General features: G+C 66.3%; 13 protein-coding genes. 4 read left to right on the top strand and 9 right to left on the bottom strand.

Translation table 11 applies throughout. The features are described from left to right. Positions 1-150 precede the first annotated feature (150 nt). Both FHY19_RS05945 and FHY19_RS05940 read right to left on the bottom strand, forming a co-directional pair. The gene (locus FHY19_RS05945; protein WP_259162949.1) at positions 151-1,479 is read right to left on the bottom strand and encodes a CitMHS family transporter; all 1,329 of its coding nucleotides are present in this window, start codon (positions 1,477-1,479) and stop codon (positions 151-153) included. A 216-nt stretch (positions 1,480-1,695) separates the two neighbouring features. Further along, complete coding sequence (locus FHY19_RS05940; protein ID WP_259162948.1) at positions 1,696-2,889, bottom strand: OprO/OprP family phosphate-selective porin; 1,194 nt, start codon at positions 2,887-2,889, stop codon at positions 1,696-1,698. 260 nt (positions 2,890-3,149) lie between these two features. Here FHY19_RS05940 and FHY19_RS05935 point away from each other — a divergent pair, with 260 nt between their 5' ends. The 4 genes from FHY19_RS05935 to FHY19_RS05920 are packed head-to-tail and all read left to right on the top strand — an operon-like array spanning position 3,150 to position 6,957. Beyond that, on the top strand, positions 3,150-3,851 hold the full coding sequence (locus tag FHY19_RS05935; RefSeq protein ID WP_259162943.1) for a response regulator transcription factor: 702 nt from the start codon (positions 3,150-3,152) through the stop codon (positions 3,849-3,851). Continuing rightward, positions 3,844-5,229 carry a sensor histidine kinase gene (locus tag FHY19_RS05930; protein ID WP_259162942.1) on the top strand — a complete coding sequence of 462 codons (1,386 nt, stop codon included), beginning with the start codon at positions 3,844-3,846 and terminating at the stop codon, positions 5,227-5,229. Before FHY19_RS05935 ends, FHY19_RS05930 begins: the two co-directional genes overlap by 8 nt. Then, on the top strand, positions 5,229-6,278 hold the full coding sequence (locus FHY19_RS05925; protein WP_259162941.1) for an ABC transporter substrate-binding protein: 1,050 nt from the start codon (positions 5,229-5,231) through the stop codon (positions 6,276-6,278). The genes FHY19_RS05930 and FHY19_RS05925 overlap by 1 nt, the downstream gene beginning before the upstream one ends. A 40-nt stretch (positions 6,279-6,318) precedes the next feature. After that, positions 6,319-6,957, top strand: coding sequence for a response regulator transcription factor (locus FHY19_RS05920; RefSeq protein WP_259156419.1), 639 nt, complete (start codon positions 6,319-6,321; stop codon positions 6,955-6,957). A 177-nt stretch (positions 6,958-7,134) separates the two neighbouring features. Here FHY19_RS05920 and FHY19_RS05915 read toward each other — a convergent pair whose 3' ends face one another. The 7 genes from FHY19_RS05915 to FHY19_RS05885 all read right to left on the bottom strand — a co-directional run bounded on the left by FHY19_RS05915 (position 7,135) and on the right by FHY19_RS05885 (position 17,218). Beyond that, a complete protein-coding gene (locus FHY19_RS05915) occupies positions 7,135-8,019 on the bottom strand; it encodes an SDR family oxidoreductase (protein ID WP_259162939.1) in 885 nt (294 codons plus the stop codon). A 169-nt stretch (positions 8,020-8,188) separates the two neighbouring features. Beyond that, the gene (locus FHY19_RS05910) at positions 8,189-8,560 is read right to left on the bottom strand and encodes an Atu4866 domain-containing protein (RefSeq protein WP_259164067.1); all 372 of its coding nucleotides are present in this window, start codon (positions 8,558-8,560) and stop codon (positions 8,189-8,191) included. Between the two features lie 11 nt (positions 8,561-8,571). Beyond that, positions 8,572-9,111: a nuclear transport factor 2 family protein gene (locus FHY19_RS05905; protein ID WP_259162937.1), complete on the bottom strand. Its 540-nt coding sequence runs from the start codon at positions 9,109-9,111 to the stop codon at positions 8,572-8,574. Between the two features lie 16 nt (positions 9,112-9,127). Next, the gene (locus FHY19_RS05900; RefSeq protein WP_259162935.1) at positions 9,128-10,198 is read right to left on the bottom strand and encodes an aldo/keto reductase; all 1,071 of its coding nucleotides are present in this window, start codon (positions 10,196-10,198) and stop codon (positions 9,128-9,130) included. Between the two features lie 780 nt (positions 10,199-10,978). Further along, on the bottom strand, positions 10,979-13,099 hold the full coding sequence (locus FHY19_RS05895; RefSeq protein WP_259162933.1) for a TonB-dependent receptor: 2,121 nt from the start codon (positions 13,097-13,099) through the stop codon (positions 10,979-10,981). Between the two features lie 345 nt (positions 13,100-13,444). Beyond that, positions 13,445-14,281, bottom strand: a complete 837-nt coding sequence (locus tag FHY19_RS05890; protein WP_259162928.1) for a DUF1460 domain-containing protein — start codon at positions 14,279-14,281, stop codon at positions 13,445-13,447. A gap of 291 nt (positions 14,282-14,572) precedes the next feature. Continuing rightward, positions 14,573-17,218: a PAS-domain containing protein gene (locus tag FHY19_RS05885; RefSeq protein ID WP_259164066.1), complete on the bottom strand. Its 2,646-nt coding sequence runs from the start codon at positions 17,216-17,218 to the stop codon at positions 14,573-14,575. Positions 17,219-17,225: the final 7 nt, after the last annotated feature.

The following is a 17,225-nucleotide window of genomic DNA, read 5'->3' as shown; positions in this document are numbered from 1 at the left end:
AGTTTGGGAGTGGGGAATAGGGAGTGGGAATCGGTAGGGCAGGAGCCGCCTTTGCGGTCTCCGGTCTCCCATGTGGAGTCAGTAATCGACACGACAGCACAGCGCCGCCCTTGCGATTCCCCACTCCCGATTCACCATTCCCGGCCGACGTCAGCGCGCTAACGGAAACAAGCCAAACAACAATCCGCCCGCCAGCATCAGCATCGAGATCAGCACCGCCCACTTCAGCGTGAAGCGTTGATGGTCGGCAAAGTCGACCTTGGCCAGGCCGACCAGCAGATAGGTCGAGGGCACCAAGGGGCTGAGCAGATGCACCGGCTGGCCGGCCAGCGAGGCGCGCGCCATTTCCACCGGGGTGATGCCGTAGTGGCCGGCGGCCTCGGACAGGATCGGCAACACGCCGAAGTAGAACGCGTCGTTGGACATGAAGAAGGTGAACGGCATGCTGACGATTGCCGTGATCACCGCCAGATACGGACCCCAGCTATCCGGGATCACCGCCAGGAAGCTGCGCGACATCGCCTCGACCATGCCGGTATTGGACAGGATGCCGGTGAAGATGCCGGCCGCGAAGATCAGCGACACCACCGACAGCACGTTGCCGGCGTGATTGACCAGCCGGCGACGCTGTTCGGCCAGATTGGGATAGTTGATCATCAGCGCCAGCGCGAAGCCGATCATGAACAGCACCGGCATCGGCAGCACGCCGACCACCAATGCGGCCATCAGCGCCAGGGTGAGGATCAGATTGACCCACAGCAGCTTGGGCCGCTTCATGTCCTCGGTGTCTTCCACGCGCGGCAGCGCGTCGTTGTCCTCGGGAATGCTGGTGTCCAGCCAGTTGCCGTCGGCCGGCAGGCGCACCACGCCCAGGCGGCGGCGCTCGCGCATGCCCAGATACCATGCCAGCGCGATGATGCCGGCAATCGCCAGCAGCATCGCCGGCACCAGCGGTACGAACACGTCGGCCGGGTCCACATGCAACGCCGTCGCCGCACGTGCCGTGGGGCCGCCCCACGGGGTCAGATTCATCACGCCGCTGGCGAGGATGGTCACGCAGGTCAGGTTGAGCGCGTTCATGCCCAAGCGCTGGTACAGCGGCAGCATCGCCGAGACGGTGATCATGTAGGTGGTGGAGCCATCGCCGTCGAGCGAGATCAGCATCGCCAGGATCGCTGTGCCCATCACGATCTTCAGCGGATCGCCCTTGACCAGCCGCAGGATGCGGCCGACCAGCGGGTCGAACAGCCCGGCATCGATCATCACCCCGAAGTAGAGGATGGCGAACATCAACATCACCCCGGTGGGCGCGATCTTCTTGATGCCCTCGAGCATCATCTCGTTGATGCCGGAGCCGAAGCCGCCCAGCAGCGCGAACACGATCGGCACCGTGATCAGGGCCACCAGCGGCGACAGCCGCTTGCTCATGATCAGGTACATGAAGGTGATCACCATTCCGAAACCGAGCGCGGTCAGCATGCGGGCAAATCCTTTGGGACATACAGCAGGGAGAGGGTGGAGCGCACCGCTGCGCAGCACACGCTGCGGTGGTGTTGCGCAACTGCAAGAACGCCGTTCATTGCGTCACGACCGCAACGGCAAAGGCGGCGGCCGTCGTGCGTGCATGGTGACGGCGCTGCATCGTGGCGACGCATGCCGACATGGGTTCAAACCGTGGCGCGATGCAGCAGTGCATCAGAAGTCGTACTGAAACCGGCCGGTCACCGCCAGCGTGTGATCGACCACCGCATTCATCGTGCGGTCGCGGTTGCGGCTGTCGATGACATTGAGCATCACGCGCAGATTGGGCTTGAAATACCAGTTGCCGCCCAGCGTCCACGACTGCGTGCTGGCATCGATGAAGTTGGGCTGTCCATCCAGGTGTTGGTCGCCACGCATGTAGTCGTAGCGCAGCGCCAGTTCGAACGCGCCGCTGGGCCGATTGGGCGTGGCGATACGGCTGAAACGCCCGGTCTTGCGGTCGTAGCCGCGCGACTCGCCGGTGACGAACCAGCTGACCAGGCCGTAGCTTGCCAGGACCTTGGCATGCTGGCTGCCATCGTCGAGCAGGCCGCCGCTGAATTCGCTCTGCCACGACCACGGGCCAAGTACCTCGGCATATTCCAGCGACCACTTGTCGAAGTCGGTATCGCGTCCGTCGGCAAAGCGCGCCAGGGTGATGCGGCTGTTATTGGCCAGGTCGTTTTCCGGGCGCGGGCGGATCAACAGCGATGCCGCACCGTCGCTGCCTGGATGCGAGTAGCGCTCATGCGCCAATGAAATGCCGAGGTGACGCAGCCGCGCTTGACCCATCTCCGGCGAAAAGGTCAGGCGTGTCCCCAGCGCGCCGCCCTTGGTGGAGGAGTTGTCGATGCTTTCCAGGCTGTAGAGCGCCGTGGACCAGGTGGCATCGGGGCGATTGGCCTGCCAGGAAATGGCCTTGCGATAGATTGGCGCCAGCGTGGTGGAGGCATAGCCACGTTCCAGGAACGGGCCATAGTTGGAACCGGTGCGGTCATCCAGGGAGAAGTACTGCTTGAACTGGCCCACGGTCAGCGTGCCGGCAGAAAACTTCCTGGCGATGTACACATCGCGCGCCAGGATGCCGCGGCTACCGGATTCGTATTGCAGGCCGGCAAATTCCGCCTCGGCCTTGTAGTTGAAGCCATAGAACTTGCCTGCCACATCCAGCCACACGCGACGGAACTGGGTGTCGTTGCGCTCGGGCGTGCCGCGTTCATCGTTGTCGAACACGGTGAAATCCCAGTGCACGCGCCCGCCCACCTCGGCAGTGACCGGGCCGGCGTCGTCGGCCGCGTGCGCCGCCGGTGCCAGGCAGATCGCAGCGCAGGCGGTGATGGCGCGCAGACGCAAGGTGTCGTTGCTCACAGACCCTCCCAGGTACATGTGTGAATCACGTTCAGCGATGCACCACGAGGACCGCCGTGGCGCGTTGGCTGCAGCCTAGTCCCATGAAGCTGTCATGGACCTGTCGTTGGGGCGGGAATGGGGAATCGGGAATGGGGAATCGCAAGAGCGGGATTGCGGCGGCGGGATTGCCGAGGCGGAAGAGCTTTTGGCCGCTAGGCCTGTTACCTTCCGGCCGCGACCCATCGCCGTTCCGATTCCCCATTCCCCATTCCCCATTCATGCGCCTGCTGCTAGTCGAAGACAATGCCGACCTCGCCGATGCCATCGTGCGGCGCATGCGCCGTAGCGGGCATGCGGTGGACTGGCAGGCCGACGGGTTGGCGGCGGCCAGCGTGCTGCGCTATCAGAGCTTCGATCTGGTGGTGCTGGATATCGGCCTGCCCAAGCTGGACGGATTGCGCGTGCTGGCCGGGATGCGCGAGCGTGGCGATACCACGCCGGTCTTGATGCTCACCGCGCGCGATGGCATCGAAGACCGCGTGCAAGCGCTGGATGTGGGCGCGGACGATTACCTGGGCAAGCCGTTCGATTTCCGCGAATTCGAGGCGCGTTGCCGTGTCTTGCTGCGGCGCAATCGCGGGCAGGCCAGCGAGGTGGTGCAGGTCGGCGGGTTCGTATTCGACAACGCTGCGCATACGGTGGTGCTCGATGGCGCGCCGATCGAACTGCCCAACCGCGAATACCGCCTGCTGGAAATCCTGATCGGGCGGTTGGGCCATGTGGTGGGCAAGGACGAGATCGGCAACGGGCTGTTCGGCTTCGACGACGATGCCGGGCCCAATGCGATCGAGCTGTACGTCGGCCGCCTGCGTCGCAAGCTGGCGGGCGCGCCGCTGCGCATCGTCACCGTGCGCGGCGCCGGCTACAAACTCGAAGAAGCCGACCCGCATGCGCCGGTGGAGCCGGGCAGCGATGGCTGAGCCGCTGACGGTGGCGCCTTCGATCCGGCGCACCTTGCTGCTGTATCTGGGCAGCCTGTCGCTGCTGGGCGCGGTGGTACTGTTCTTTGCCGCGCGCAATTACGGCGAGCGTGCGGCCAACCGCTCCTACGATCACCTGCTGGTGTCCTCGGCGCTGTCCATCATCGATAGCGTGGCGCTGGTCGGCGGCGATTGGCAGGTGGATCTGCCGTATGCCTCGCTGGATCTGCTGGGCATGGCGCCGGAAGATCGCGTGTTTTATCGCGTGTTCGATGCGCAAGGCCGCACCATCACCGGCGAAGACAGGTTGCCGCTGCCGGCGCGCGCGCCCGGCGACGAGCGCCCGGTACTGTTCGATGCGCAGTACAGCGGCGAGCCTGTGCGCTTTGCGGTGGTGATGCATCGCGTTGCCTCGGCCTCCGAGCAGGGCGAAGTGCGCGTGCAGGTGGGCCAGACCCGGCGTGCACGCGATGCGGTGGCACGCGACGTGGTGCTCAATGCCCTGGTCGCGATCGGCGTGTTGTCGCTGCTGGCGTTGGGGCTTGTGTGGTTGGGCGTGTACCGTGCCTTGCGTCCGTTGCAGCGCATCGAGCGCGACCTGTCGCGTCGCGAGCCATCGGATCTCAAGCCGCTCAACGTGCCGGCGCCGCAGGAAATGCAGTTGATGGTGACCGCGCTCAATCGTTTCATGGCGCGGCTGTCGTCCAGCAACGAGACCTTGCGCGCGTTCATGGCCGAAGCTGCGCACCAGATGCGCACGCCCCTGGCCGCGTTGCGCGCGCAGGCGCAGCTGGCCATGGACGACGACGATCCGCGCGACATGCAACGCAGCCTGGCCGCGATCGAGCGCAACGCCAGCCACATGAGCCGCCTGCTCAATCAATTGCTCAGCGATGCCAGCGTGATCCATCGCTCGAATCTGCAGCGCTTTGCCACGGTGGATCTGGCCGAGGTGCTGCACCAGGCCTTGCACGAAGCGTTGCCGCGCGGCGAGGGCGCGCCGCGTGTGCAGCTGGCCATCGATCCGCAACCGGCGCTGCTGCGCGGGGATGCGTTGCTGCTGCGCGAAGCGCTCAAGAACCTGATCGATAACGCCTGCAAATACGGTGGCGGCGCGCCGTTGCAGGTGGCCTTGACCGGCGACGGCAACCACCACGTGCTGACCATTGCCGACCACGGGCCAGGCATTCCGGCTGCTGAAGCCGAGCGTGTATTCGAGCGTTTCGTGCGTGGGCCGGATGTCCCCGCCGGCGGCGCAGGCCTGGGGCTTGCCATCGTCAAGCGCGTGGTCGAGGCACATGGCGGGCGCATCGATCTGGCCAATCGCATCGGTGGCGGGTTGATCGCCTCGTTGCATTTCCCGGGAGGAACCGCGTGATGCGCAGGCTGTGGGCGATGGTGTTGCTGCTGGTGCACGGTCTGGCCTGGGCGGCGCCGGGCGATGTGCGGCGCTTTCCCGCACATGGGCCGATGCAGGCGCAGCTGCGGGTGCAGGGGTCCACCGATCTGGAAGTGTTCGGCGCGGTCATTCAGGACTACCAACGCCTGCATCCGGGCACCGAGGTGATCTACGAGGATGTGATCGCCTGGGACATCTACGCGCGCTATCTGCATCCGGCCGCCAGTGCGCCCACTGCCGATATGTTGATCAGCGCCAGCATGGATCTGCAGACCAAGCTGGTGAACGATGGGCACGCGCTGGCCCACCGTTCCGCGCAGACCGAAGCGCTGCCGGCCTGGGCGCAATGGCGGCACGAGGTGTTCGGCATCAGCTATGAGCCGGTGGCCATCGTCTACAACACGCGCAAGCTCGATGCCTCCCGCGTCCCGCGCACGCGACGCCAGCTGCTGGCGTTGCTGCGTGCGCCGGATGCGCCGTTACGCGGCAAGGTGGGCACCTACGATGTCGAGCGCAGCGGGGTGGGCTACCTGTTCGCCACTCAGGACGGGCAGGTGGGCAGTATTGCCGGCGCGCTGCTGGCCGCGCTGGGCGCAAACCAGGTCAGGCTGGAAGAACGTACCGGCACCTTGCTCGACCGCGTCAGTCGCGGCGAGTTGCTGCTGGCCTACAACGTGCTCGGGTCCTACGCGCAGGCGCGTATCGATGCCGGCGCGCCGCTGGGTATCGTGCAGCCGCAGGACTACACGCTGGTGGCGCTGCGTACCGCGGTGATCCCCAAGACCGCACCGCATGCGCCGGAAGCGCGCAGGTTTCTCGACTATCTGCTGTCGCCACGCGGGCAGCAGGTGCTCTCGCGCGAAGCGCGGCTGATGCCGATCCTGCCGGCCGCCGGTGGCCGGGGCGGCTCGGCACAACCGCCGTTCCGGCCGATTCCGCTCGGCCCCGGCCTGCTGGTGTATCTGGACAAGCTCAAGCGCCGCCAGTTTCTGGAAGCGTGGCGTGCGAGTACGCAGCCGCCGCGATAGGGCAGCGGCATCGTTGGCGCCCATGTGCCAGACTTGGCAGATGGCCGATCTCACCATTCTCGTCGCCGACGATCACCCGCTGTTCCGTGCCGCCGTGATCCACGTGCTGCAGCAGACCCTGCCGCAGGCGCAGGTGGTGGAAGCCTCCAGCGCCACCACGCTGAGTGCGATGCTGCGCGCGCACCCGCAGGCCGAGCTGGTGCTGCTGGACCTGGCCATGCCCGGTGCGCGCGGCTTCTCGGCGTTGCTGCATGTGCGCGGCGAGCATCCCGATATCCCGGTGGTGGTGATCTCCTCCAACGATCACCCGCGGGTGATCCGGCGCGCGCAGCAGTTCGGCGCGGCCGGTTTCATTCCCAAGTCCACGCCGGCCGAGACCATCGGCACCGCCGTGGCCAGCGTCCTGGACGGCGGCACCTGGTTTCCGCCGATGACCGCCGAGCGTTCGGAGGCCGACGCGCAACTGGCCGCCAAGCTTGCCCAGCTCACCCCGCAACAGTTCCGCGTGCTGCTGAGCCTGGCCGATGGCCTGCTCAACAAGCAGATTGCGCACGAACTCGGTCTGGCCGAGAACACCGTCAAGGTGCATGTCACCGCCATCCTGAAGAAGCTGGACTGCTACAGCCGCACGCAGGCAGCGGTGCTGGTCAAGGCGCTGGAGCCGGAAGGCGAGGGTTAACGCCTGCAAGGCAGGTTGCGTGCGGGAAACCGCCGATGGCGCGCGCAGACCAGGCGTGTGCGGGCCGTCTCGGCCAGGGCTTCAATCGCGTTGCGGTGCAGGCCGCACGCCCCGAGCTGCTGTCGCCCGCCGGCGCGACAGCGATGCGATTGTCTGGGGTGCCGCAAGGTGGGTTCATCACCGCGTGAGAGCGCGTAACCGCTGCATGCCCATGATGCGGAACACCCGCTCGGTCTGTGCGTCCACCACGGCGTTGACGGCTTCGGCGCCGTAGTCCGCGAAGTCGACAGTGGTACGCAGGGGCTTGGCGCCCCTGGGCAGCGCAAGCACGCGCGCGATCTCGTCGGCCACCGCCTGCACCGGGGCCTGCTGCCCGTCGCGAAACAGGCGGCGCAGGCCCGGTTCGTAGTTGTCCACTTCCGGCTGCACCGCCGCGTAGGCCTGTTCCATCGACTCGGCCGGGCGCACCGCGGTCTGGAAATGCGAGGTGCCATCCATGAAGGTACCGGGCATGACGATGGTCGTTTCGATCCCCAGCGGCTGCACTTCGTAGGCGGTGGTTTCGGCCACTGCGTCCAGCGCATATTTGCCGGCCACGTACGGCATCATGAAGGGCGCGACGATACGGGTGATGGTGCTGCCGACGTACAGCAACACGCCATCGCCTTGCCTGCGCAGTTGCGTTAGTGCAGCGCGATTGAGCCGGTGCGCACCCACCGCATTGGTATTGAAGCTGTCGGCCAGCTGCTCCGGGGTGAAACCCTCGGCCATGCCGATGAACAGATGCGCGGCATTGTGGATCACCGCATCCAGTCGCCCGTGCGCGGCGATCACGCCATCGACCGCATCCTGGCACGACTGCGCATGGTGGATGTCCAGATCGACCACCTGCACGTAGCCACCACGCTCGCTGGCGTAAGCCTCCAGCGCTTGCCTGCGCGCGGTGCTGCGGCCATGCGGGTCACGCACGCCTGCATGGACCGCGTAGCCGGCACGGATCAGCGTCTGCGCGGTCAGCAGGCCCATACCCGAGCCGGCGCCTGAAATCAGCACAGTCTTCATGGTGTCTCCTTGCTGAGGTGGATAGTTGCAAGCGGCGATCGCGAGGATGCCGCTGCGTCGACGCAGCTGGGCTCATTGCAGCCCGCATCGCCGCGCAGCGCGTGCGCCAGCGGCGGCGCAGCACTGGATTGGCCGACCGTGTAGCCGATTGCGAGGATGCGCTGGAGGCTCAGTCCTGCCGTTGGCGATGCAAGATCATGCCGCCGTGATGCAGTTCGTCCTGGGTGACGAAGTGGCCATCGGCGGTGAATCCGCTGTCATCCCAATAGCGGATCGTGGAACCGGTAATGTCGTAATGGCCCTGGTAGGCGCTTTGGCGTGCATCGCGTGCTTCGTCGTAGCGACCGTTGGCCAACAGGGCCTGGCGGATCCTGCCATCACCGGTGACCCACATGCCGACGTAGGGGTGTGTCTGCATGGGGGTTGGCTCCGGCAAGGATGTGCGTGTCGGTGTCGCGGGCGGTGCAGTGGCGGCCATGGCAGCGGCATTGCAGGCGCCGGCTGTGCCGGCGCCAAGCGCCATGGCGATTGCGATGCTCATGCGCGTATCGGTCATCGGCGTGTCCTGCGTCTGAATTGGGCGGAGGGGCGCTGCAGCACGGCGTCGTACGCGGCAAGATCCAGGAATGCATCCACTTCCACCGCCTTGCCGCCCTGCATGCGCAGGATCCACACGTAGCGGTTGCGGTAGCTTCCGCCGTCCGCCAGGTCGGCGGCGCCGTCCCATTGCACGATGACGTGGTCGCCGTCGGCCCACAGCCGCCGTTGCACAGGACGCAGCGGCGAGGACAGGCGCTCGGTCAGCGGGTGCACGGCCCGTTCGATCAGCGCAGCGCGACCGTGGAGGGTGCCGGCGCTCGGGCCGGAGCCGTGGATGGTCCAGGCCACCTCCGGCGCCAGCAGCTCCTCGAAGAGGTTGCTGCCGCCGGCTTCCCAGCGTGCAAACGCTGCATCGACGATGCGCTTGTTGCACGGCTGCAGCGCCTGGTCGACACAGCGCTCGGTTGCGACCGCCGGGGCGATCGGCCCGGCACCGGCGATGCACGCGGCCGCGATCAACAATGCCGCAGCGAAGGTGGAAGGTCTGCTCATGAGGTCACCCCCGGTCTCAGTGGCGCAGCTGCAGCGCGTGCGTGCCGTAGATCAGCTGCTGCGCCATCGGCCGCCCGATGAAGCGCTCCGGGAAGATCGGCGACAGGCCGCTGACCCGATCCAGGCGCGCCAGCTGGTCGTCGCTGAACTCGACCTCCAGCGCACCGAAGTTGTCCTCGGCCTGTTGCAGCGTGCGTGCACCCATCAGCGGCGAGACCACCGCCGGGTTGCGCAAGGTCCAGGCAAGCGCCACTTGCGAACGCGAGGCGCCCAGCTCGTCGGCCACCGCACCGACCACATCGGCGATCTCCAGCGAGCGCGCGTTGAGATGCCCGGTCGAGGCGATCACGCCCTTGCGGCTGGTGGATACGTCCGCCGCGTTGTCGTCGGACAGATCCGCGCGGCTGTACTTGCCGGTCAGGATGCCGCCGCCTAGCGGCGACCACGGCAACACGCCCAGGCCCAGCTCGCGCGCCATCGGGAGCAACTCGTGTTCGACGGTGCGTTCGACCAGGCTGTATTCGATCTGCAGCGCGACCAATGGCGACCAGCCACGCAGATCGGCAAGCGTCTGCAGCTGCGCCACGCGCCAGGCCGGCGTGTTGCAGATGCCGATGTACAGCACCTTGCCCGATTGCACCAGATGCTCCAGCCCGCGCATCACTTCGTCCGGCGAGGTCGTGAAGTCCCAGGCATGCAGATACAGCAGATCGATGCGATCGGAGTCCAGTTGTCGCAGGCTGGTCTCCACCGAGCGGATCAGGTTCAGACGATGATTGCCACCGGAGTTGATGTTGTGCGCATCGCGCGCCATGGTGAATTTGGTCGCCACCACAAAGCGCTCGCGATGCGGCTTGATCAGGCTGCCGACGATACGCTCGGCGCCACCGTTGGTGTAATTGACCGCAGTGTCGATGAAGTTGCCGCCGCGGTCTGCATACGCGTCGAAGATACGCTTGGCTTCGCCCGCATCCGCGCCCCAGCCCCATTCCTCACCGAAGGTCATGGTGCCCAGCGACAGCGGCGAGACGCGCAGCCCGGAGCGGCCGAGCAGGCGGTAGTGGTCCAGCGAAAGTGTCTGACTCATGCTTGGGTTCTCCCGGTGGTGGCGTCGTGCGTCTTGCGATGCACTGTGCCGCGTGCAGTGGAGTCAGCGTGAGCCTGGTTATCCGGCATCCTTGCCTGATCGTCCGAATCGTCCACGCAGCATCGTCACGCCGCCGTAGAAGTGGCTTGCATGCATTGCAGCATTCGGTTCGAGGTGCGTGGGCGTGCCACGTCGATTGCAAGGCGCCAAGCAACACGTACGCGGTGGTCGCACGGCCCGCGCAGTGGGCGCGAGTATCAGAGACAACGGTGCGCCCTTCTGGGTCGGCGAGTGAGCAACCAGAGCGCCAGGATCTGCGACGTCGCTGCAGTGCCCTTGCCCGCCCAGCCTCACGGGACACGCTGCAAGTACGTCCCTGTCAGCTCTGACGCGGCATCCATGCCGCGTAAGGTCGCGCGACGGTGGGCGGGCAAGGATCAGTCGAGATGGTCGGTGTGCATGATTGCAGGCAGGACATGACGTCCGTTGGTTGAATAACGGCGTCTCCGAGCAGCTTCTCAAGCCAAGGCAAACGGCAGGCGGGCAGGCTTTCAATAAAGCAGCTGGCGAACTTTCTGGTGCGGTGTCCTGGCCGATTGCGGAACCGTGTGGCGGCATGGATGCCGCCACCGAGCCTACATGGACGTACTTGCGGCGTGTCCCGCGAGCGGCGAGGGCACCGCGCGCTCGACTCACCAAGCTTTTGATCGCATCTACAGGCGCAGCAGCGCGCTTACGCAGGCTTCGCGTGCGCACGCTGCCGACAATCACGCTAAGCCATCAAAAATCCAGCGAGTAACCCAGCGTAAACGTGCGGCCGCGCCCGGCGAAGTAGCGCAGCGGCTCGACCAGGGCCGATTGCGAGTAGTAGGTGATGTACTGCTTGTCGAACAGGTTGGAGACACCCATGCGCACTGCGCCACGCGGCAATGCGTAGTTGAAGGTCGCATCCACCAGCGTGTAGCCACTGAAGCGCTTGTCTGCCTCGTCGAAGGATTGGCTGAAGGCATGCTGGGCCTGCACGAACGAGGAGAGCTTGGGCGTCCACTGCGCCGACCACGAGGCGATCACCCGGTTGGGCGCCACGTTGAGTCCATCCAGGCGTGCGTCCAGTTGCCCGTCGTTGTCGCTGTCGTAGCGGCCGCGGGTGTAGGCGTAGGACAGGCGCAGCCGATGCGCCGCATCCAGGCGATACCCCAGGCTGGCGTCCACGCCCTGCACGCGGGTCTTTTCCCGGCTCATCATGAAGGCGCCGTTGATCGGCACCACGCGCGTGCCCAGGTCCGAGTTGGACTGGAAGTAGCTCAGGTCTGCATCGAAGGCGCCACGCGTGAGGCGGGTGCCCGCTTCCACGCTCTTGGTCAGGATGGGCTCCAGCGTGCTCAGGCTGGCCACGCGCGTGCCCGGCGTATTGATCGCGCGCAGCACGCGGCCCACGTCCGGCATGCCGAAGCCTTCGGAATAGCTGGTGAAAAAGCTCACACCTTCGAGCGGCGTGTAGACCAGGCCAGCGTTGTAGAGGGTCTGGTTGAAGTCGAGCGTGCCGCCTTCCACAGCGACCCGGTTGTAGCGCCACAGCGTCTGGTAGCTATCGATCTTCAACTCGGCTTCTTCGCGGCGCACGCCGGCGTGCAGGGCAAGCGTGGGCAGCAGCTTGTATTCGCCCTGTACGAACAGCGACAGGTTGCGGTAGTCCGATTCGGGCACATAGGTACGCCCGGTGCCGTACAGATCCTGCTTGCCGGTGTCGGCCAGCAGGTCGACGCCGCCGGTGAGCTTGAGCCGGTTGTCGAGCAGGTCGTCCCTGGTCAGGCTGATCTTGCTGCCCCACTTGGAGGCGACCGAACGCGATTGGTCGTACAAACTGCCGACCGGTGCGATGCGCGGGTCCTGGAATGTGGACGAGTTGTCGGCGCCGAACAGCCCTTCGAATTCCTGGTTGAACACCATCGCGCTCAGCTGCATGCCGGCCAAGTCGTCATGGGTGTAGGACAGGCTGGAGGTCAGCACGTCGTTCCAGGGCGCGGTGCCCTGCGGGGTGCCGCGCACCGAGGTGGTGGGCAGGCGTTGTGCACGGTTGCCGGGGATGCCGATGTAGTCGTTGTCGTTCTTGATGCGGTAGCGGTTGACGCTGACGCTCAGGCGCTGCGTGTCGGTGAGCGCGTAGCCGAGCTTGGCCAGCACGTCGTAGCTCTTGGACGTCATCAGGTCGCCCTGGGTGTTGTCGGCGCCGATCGGCCGGCCTTCTCCATCCACATACAGGCCCTGGTCGCTGTAGCTGGCCGAGAACAGGTAATCGAGTTTGTCCGAGCGGCCGTCCACGCGGTAGCGGGTCTCGGCGCTGGTGGTTTCCGCGCGCGTCTCGGACGTGGGCGCGGTGGCCTGCATGTCGATGTGCTGGTTGAGCGAGCCGTCCTGCGGGCGCCGGGTGATGATGTTGATGGTGCCGCCGGTGGCGCCCAGCCCGTTGATCGCGTTGGCACCCTGGATCACTTCGATGCGCTCGACCATCGCATAGTCGATGGTGTGCGCCTCGCGCCCGGTGGGACGGATCGGATTGGACTGCGGCACGCCGTCGATCAGGATCAATGGCGTGCGCCCGCGCAGGGTTTCGCCGCTGCCGTTCATCTTGCCGCGGCTGGGCGTGTACGAGGGAATCAGGTTGGCGAGCACGTCGGAGGAATTGCTGGAGATCGTCAGCTGCTGCTGGATCTGCGCCTTGTCGATGATCAACACCGTCTGCGGCGACTCGGCCACGGTCATGTTGGAGCGCGAGGCGGCCACCACCACGGTGTCCAGTGTGTCGGTGACGTCCGATTGGGCGGACGCGGTTGCGGAGGCGAACAGGCAAAGGGTGGCAACGAACGGCATGCCGGCCGATCCATGGGCGGAAAGCTTCATCGAGTAAGAACTCCAAGGCGCCGACGGAGCACGCGACATGCTCCGCGACGCAAGGTGAAAGTCAAATGGGAATCGTTCTCGATATTCTAGCAGGTGCCGTCGTCCGTCGACCGCACACTGCCGGCTGGATGTGCGCGCGGGCATCGCGCCGACTTCCATGCAATCGCTGAGCGGCGATTTGCAGATCTGCGCGCTGCGTTGGCGGCGCGCGCCGGAGTGGGCGATAGCGCTGCTGCTTGTCCACTCCCACTGACGCAAGGCGGTTCCGACCATGCGCTTACCGTGCGGATCAGATTGAAACGACGATCGCCGCCAGAACGGCTGTTGTGCGCACCACAACCACTATCAGGGCCTGGGCCGGTAGACCACGATGCCCTGCGTGCGGGCGACGTACTCCATGAACGGCGAGTCCACGACCTTTTCGTTTTCCGGGCGCGATGAGGCATTGCGCAACACCGGGCCCCGGTCGGTCATGACGAAGATGCCGACATGGCTGACATCCAGCCCGGGCGCCGGCGAGTACCTGCCCACATAGTCGCCGGTGCGCAGTTGCCGGACGATAGTGCTGTCCACATCGGTGGCGGGGATGTGGGTGATGGTCCGCTGCACCAGCGGCAATCCGGGCAGATAGTTGCTGCCGTCGGCTTTGAGATTGAGCGTCTTGTCCACGCGCATGGCCCTGGGGCCGAGCGTTGCGGTGATGTCGTCGGCAAGCGGGTAGGGACGTGCGACCCAGTCCGAAAAGAAGTGCTTGCGCGAGGTGAAGCCGATGACGCCATCGACGTAGCGGGTGAGGATCACGCGATCGACGAAATCCTGCTGCGAATGGGCGTGGCGCGCCGCTTCGACATAGTCCAGATAGGTGAAGCAATCCAGGCCCCTGAAGTCGATGATCAGCCGCTCCGGCGTGGTGGCCGAGCCCTGCAGCATGTTGGCCTGATACGGGGTGTCGAGAAATTCCGCCGAGAGCAGTTTGATCAGATGTCCCGGGCTCAGGCCGCGATGCGTGGATGCCAGATGCAGCACGCGGTCCAGGGTCTGCAGCGTGTATGGGTCCATGTCCGCGCGCACCGGGCCGGAGGGCGGCACGGTCGCCGATGGCGTGGACGCGTGCACGGGCAGATCCGCCGCGCAGCCTGCGGCAAGCAACGCGGTCAACATCATGGCGGCAGGCCTGAACATGGGGGCTCCAATGCCCTGGGGGGAGAACAACCGGCAGCTGAGGGATGCACGATGGAGATGCGAGCAGCAACCCACGCGCAAGCACTGTAGCGCCATCGCGAAGGCAGGCCTGGAACGGCGCGCACGTCGGTACGCTGAAACGATCCGGCGACGCTCGGCCCACAACGTGCAGCGCCAGGAATCGCTGCACAACACGCGTGCAGTGGCGCGGCAGGTGCGCCCTTTCAGCGGTAATCAGCTACGCCCGACGCACAGGCTTCACCTGTTTGTCGAGACGGCTGACTGCGCAGCTCACCCACGTCGCAACAACATCTGCGTCATCAACGCACGCAGGGCCGGTGGCCGCACCGGCTTGGCCAGGAACCCCCAGCCCAGGTCGAGCGCATGTTCGCGCAGGGCCGGGTCGGGTTCGGCGGTGACCAGGATGACGCGCGGTTCGCGCTGCCAGCGTTCCACCAGCTGTGGCAGCAACATGGGGCCGTAGTGCGCACCCATGCGCACATCCAGCAGCAGCAGTTCCGGCGCGTCGTCGGCGCCTGCGCCGGCAAGCGCTTCGTCCGGGCCGCCGGAAAAATCCACGCGGCATTCCCAGCGTTCCAGCAGGGCACGGGTGGCCTCGCAGACACGCGGGTCGTCGTCCACGCACCACACCCGGCAACCGTGCAGGATGGGGTCGTTGCGGTGTTCGGTGGTGGCGGTGGGAGGCGGCAACCGCGTGGCGATGGCGGCGCGTTCGCCCAGCGGCACGCTGACCGAAAACACGCTGCCGCTGCCCAGCGTTGAACGCAGGCCGATGCGGTGCCCCAGCAGGCGGCCAATGCGTTCGACGATCGCCAGCCCCAGCCCGGCGCCGCGGTCGTTGGCCACACCATCGTCCAGGCGGCGGAATTCTTCGAAGATTTCGTGCTGCAAGGCGTCTGGAATGCCGGGACCCTGGTCGTGCACTTCGATGCGCAACCAGCCGCCGCGCCGACGGCAACCGATCAGCACACGCCCGCGCGGGGTGTAACGGATGGCGTTGGACAGGAAATTCTGCAGGATGCGGCGCAGCAGGGTTTCGTCGCTCAGCACCACCGCCGATGTCGGCACCCACTCCAGCACCAGGCCGCGGTCTTCGGCCAGGATGCCGAACTCGCGCGCCAGCGTTTCCACCAGGGGAGCCAGTGCGAAGTCGCGCACCTGCGTCTTCAGGCTGCCGGCTTCCAGGCGCGAGATGTCCAGCAGGCTGTTGAGGATGGCGTCCTGCGCGGCGAGGGCGCCGTCGATGTTGTCGACCACGCGTGCACTGCCGGGCTCACGCACCTGCCCGCGCAACACCGACACGAACATGCGCGCGGCATTGAGCGGCTGCAGCAGGTCGTGGACTGCCGAGGCGACGAAGCGGGTCTTGTAGCGGTTGGCGCTTTCGGCCTCGCGCTTGGCGGCGGCCAGATCGCGGGTGCGCTCGGCCACGCGATGCTCCAGCGCATCGGCCAGCGAGCGCAGTTCGCGCGCGGCGTTCTTGTAGCTGGTGATGTCGGCGTAGCTGGTGACGAACCCGCCATCGGGCAGCGGGTTGCCACGGATCTCCAGCACCGTGCCGTCTTCCTTTTCGCTTTCGCGCATATGCGGCTTGCCGCTGCGCAGGTGATTGAGCCGTCGCTCGATGGCCGCCTCGATCGGTCCCGGCCCCAGTAGCCCGCGGCGGGCATTGAAGCGGAACAGGTCTTCGATCGGGCGGCCGATCTTGAGCAACTCCGGCGGGAAGCGGAACAGCTCCACGTAGCGCGAATTCCACGCCACCAGATTGAGCGCCTCGTCGATCACCACCACGCCCTGCGGCAGATGTTCCAGGCTGCGGCTCAGGCCGGCGTTGGACTGCTGTGCTGCCGTGACGACACCGTCCTGGGCGGTACGCAGTTCTTCGGCGTGTTGCTGCAGCAGGGTTTCCAGCTCATGCCGGCTGCGCTGACGCAGCGCCGACAGCCGCCGACGCTGCTGCACGAACAACCACAGCAGCGCCAACGCCAGCCAGGCACCGGCAGCGGCAATGGCCGCAGCGCGCCCGGCAGCGGCGCTGGCGCGGGTGTCGTGCAGCAGATGCAGGCGCCAGCCGCTTTCGGGGACTTCCAGCGTCTGCCACAGCACTGGCGCGGCCAGCGGCGGGTCGCGCACCTCGGCCAGTACACCGCCGTTGCCGGTCTGCTCGATCAACCGCCGACGCAGCGGCAGCAGTCCTTGATTGGCATACTGGCGGGTGCTCTGCAACTCGCTGCGATCGCGCGGGGTGAGTGGCGCCAGCATGCGGTAGCGCCAGCTGGCGCGGCTGGCCAGAAACACCACGCCATGCGCATCGGAGGCCAGCACGATATCCGGGGTCTGCAGCCATTCGCGCTCCAGTGCGGCCAGCGCGATCTTGATCACCACCACGCCCTGCACCTGGCCGTCAGCGTCGACGATGGCCTGCGACAGGAAGTAGCCCGGTTCGCTGGTGGTCATGCCGATGCCGTAAAAACTGCCGCTACCGGTGGCCAGCGCCTGCTGGTAATACGGGCGGAAAGCGTAATCCACCCCGACATTGCTGCGCACCGCGCGCCAGTTGCTGGCCGCCAGCGCAATGCCGCTGCGGTCGATCAGCGTCAGCGTGGACGACTGGGTGACGTTGTTGGCAAGTTCGAGCTTGCGATTGAGTTGCTGCACGTGCGCGGGCGACAGCGGGCCGGCGACCGCCGCGCGCAGTTCCGGGTCCAGCGCCAGGATCTGCGGCAGGGTGCGATAGCGGTCGATGCGTTGTTGCAGCGCCTGCGCGTACAGACGCAGCTGCCGGCGCACAGTGGCGCTTTCCTCGCGCAAGGCGTTCTGTTCGACGAAGTGTCCGGCTGCCAGCATGGCCACGACCATCCCGCCCAGCACGATGACCAGGGTGAGCAGCAGGCGGCGGCGTTGCGAGGCATACATGCCGGCA

It is taken from the genome of Xanthomonas sp. 4461 (genome assembly GCF_024806475.1).
GTDB classification, from domain to species: domain Bacteria; phylum Pseudomonadota; class Gammaproteobacteria; order Xanthomonadales; family Xanthomonadaceae; genus Xanthomonas; species Xanthomonas arboricola_F.
This window is presented reverse-complemented; position numbering and strand designations above follow the sequence as displayed.

Excerpts from the sequence above, each read along its gene's own strand:
- FHY19_RS05945 (WP_259162949.1), bottom strand. The coding sequence starts at position 1,479 with ATGCTGACCGCGCTCGGTTTCGGAATGGTGATCACCTTCATGTACCTG.
- FHY19_RS05935 (WP_259162943.1), top strand. The coding sequence starts at position 3,150 with ATGCGCCTGCTGCTAGTCGAAGACAATGCCGACCTCGCCGATGCCATC.
- FHY19_RS05930 (WP_259162942.1), top strand. The coding sequence starts at position 3,844 with ATGGCTGAGCCGCTGACGGTGGCGCCTTCGATCCGGCGCACCTTGCTG.
- FHY19_RS05925 (WP_259162941.1), top strand. The coding sequence starts at position 5,229 with ATGCGCAGGCTGTGGGCGATGGTGTTGCTGCTGGTGCACGGTCTGGCC.
- FHY19_RS05920 (WP_259156419.1), top strand. The coding sequence starts at position 6,319 with ATGGCCGATCTCACCATTCTCGTCGCCGACGATCACCCGCTGTTCCGT.
- FHY19_RS05915 (WP_259162939.1), bottom strand. The coding sequence starts at position 8,019 with ATGAAGACTGTGCTGATTTCAGGCGCCGGCTCGGGTATGGGCCTGCTG.
- FHY19_RS05910 (WP_259164067.1), bottom strand. The coding sequence starts at position 8,560 with ATGAGCATCGCAATCGCCATGGCGCTTGGCGCCGGCACAGCCGGCGCC.
- FHY19_RS05905 (WP_259162937.1), bottom strand. The coding sequence starts at position 9,111 with ATGAGCAGACCTTCCACCTTCGCTGCGGCATTGTTGATCGCGGCCGCG.
- FHY19_RS05900 (WP_259162935.1), bottom strand. The coding sequence starts at position 10,198 with ATGAGTCAGACACTTTCGCTGGACCACTACCGCCTGCTCGGCCGCTCC.
- FHY19_RS05895 (WP_259162933.1), bottom strand. The coding sequence starts at position 13,099 with ATGAAGCTTTCCGCCCATGGATCGGCCGGCATGCCGTTCGTTGCCACC.
- FHY19_RS05890 (WP_259162928.1), bottom strand. The coding sequence starts at position 14,281 with ATGTTCAGGCCTGCCGCCATGATGTTGACCGCGTTGCTTGCCGCAGGC.
- FHY19_RS05885 (WP_259164066.1), bottom strand. The coding sequence starts at position 17,218 with ATGTATGCCTCGCAACGCCGCCGCCTGCTGCTCACCCTGGTCATCGTG.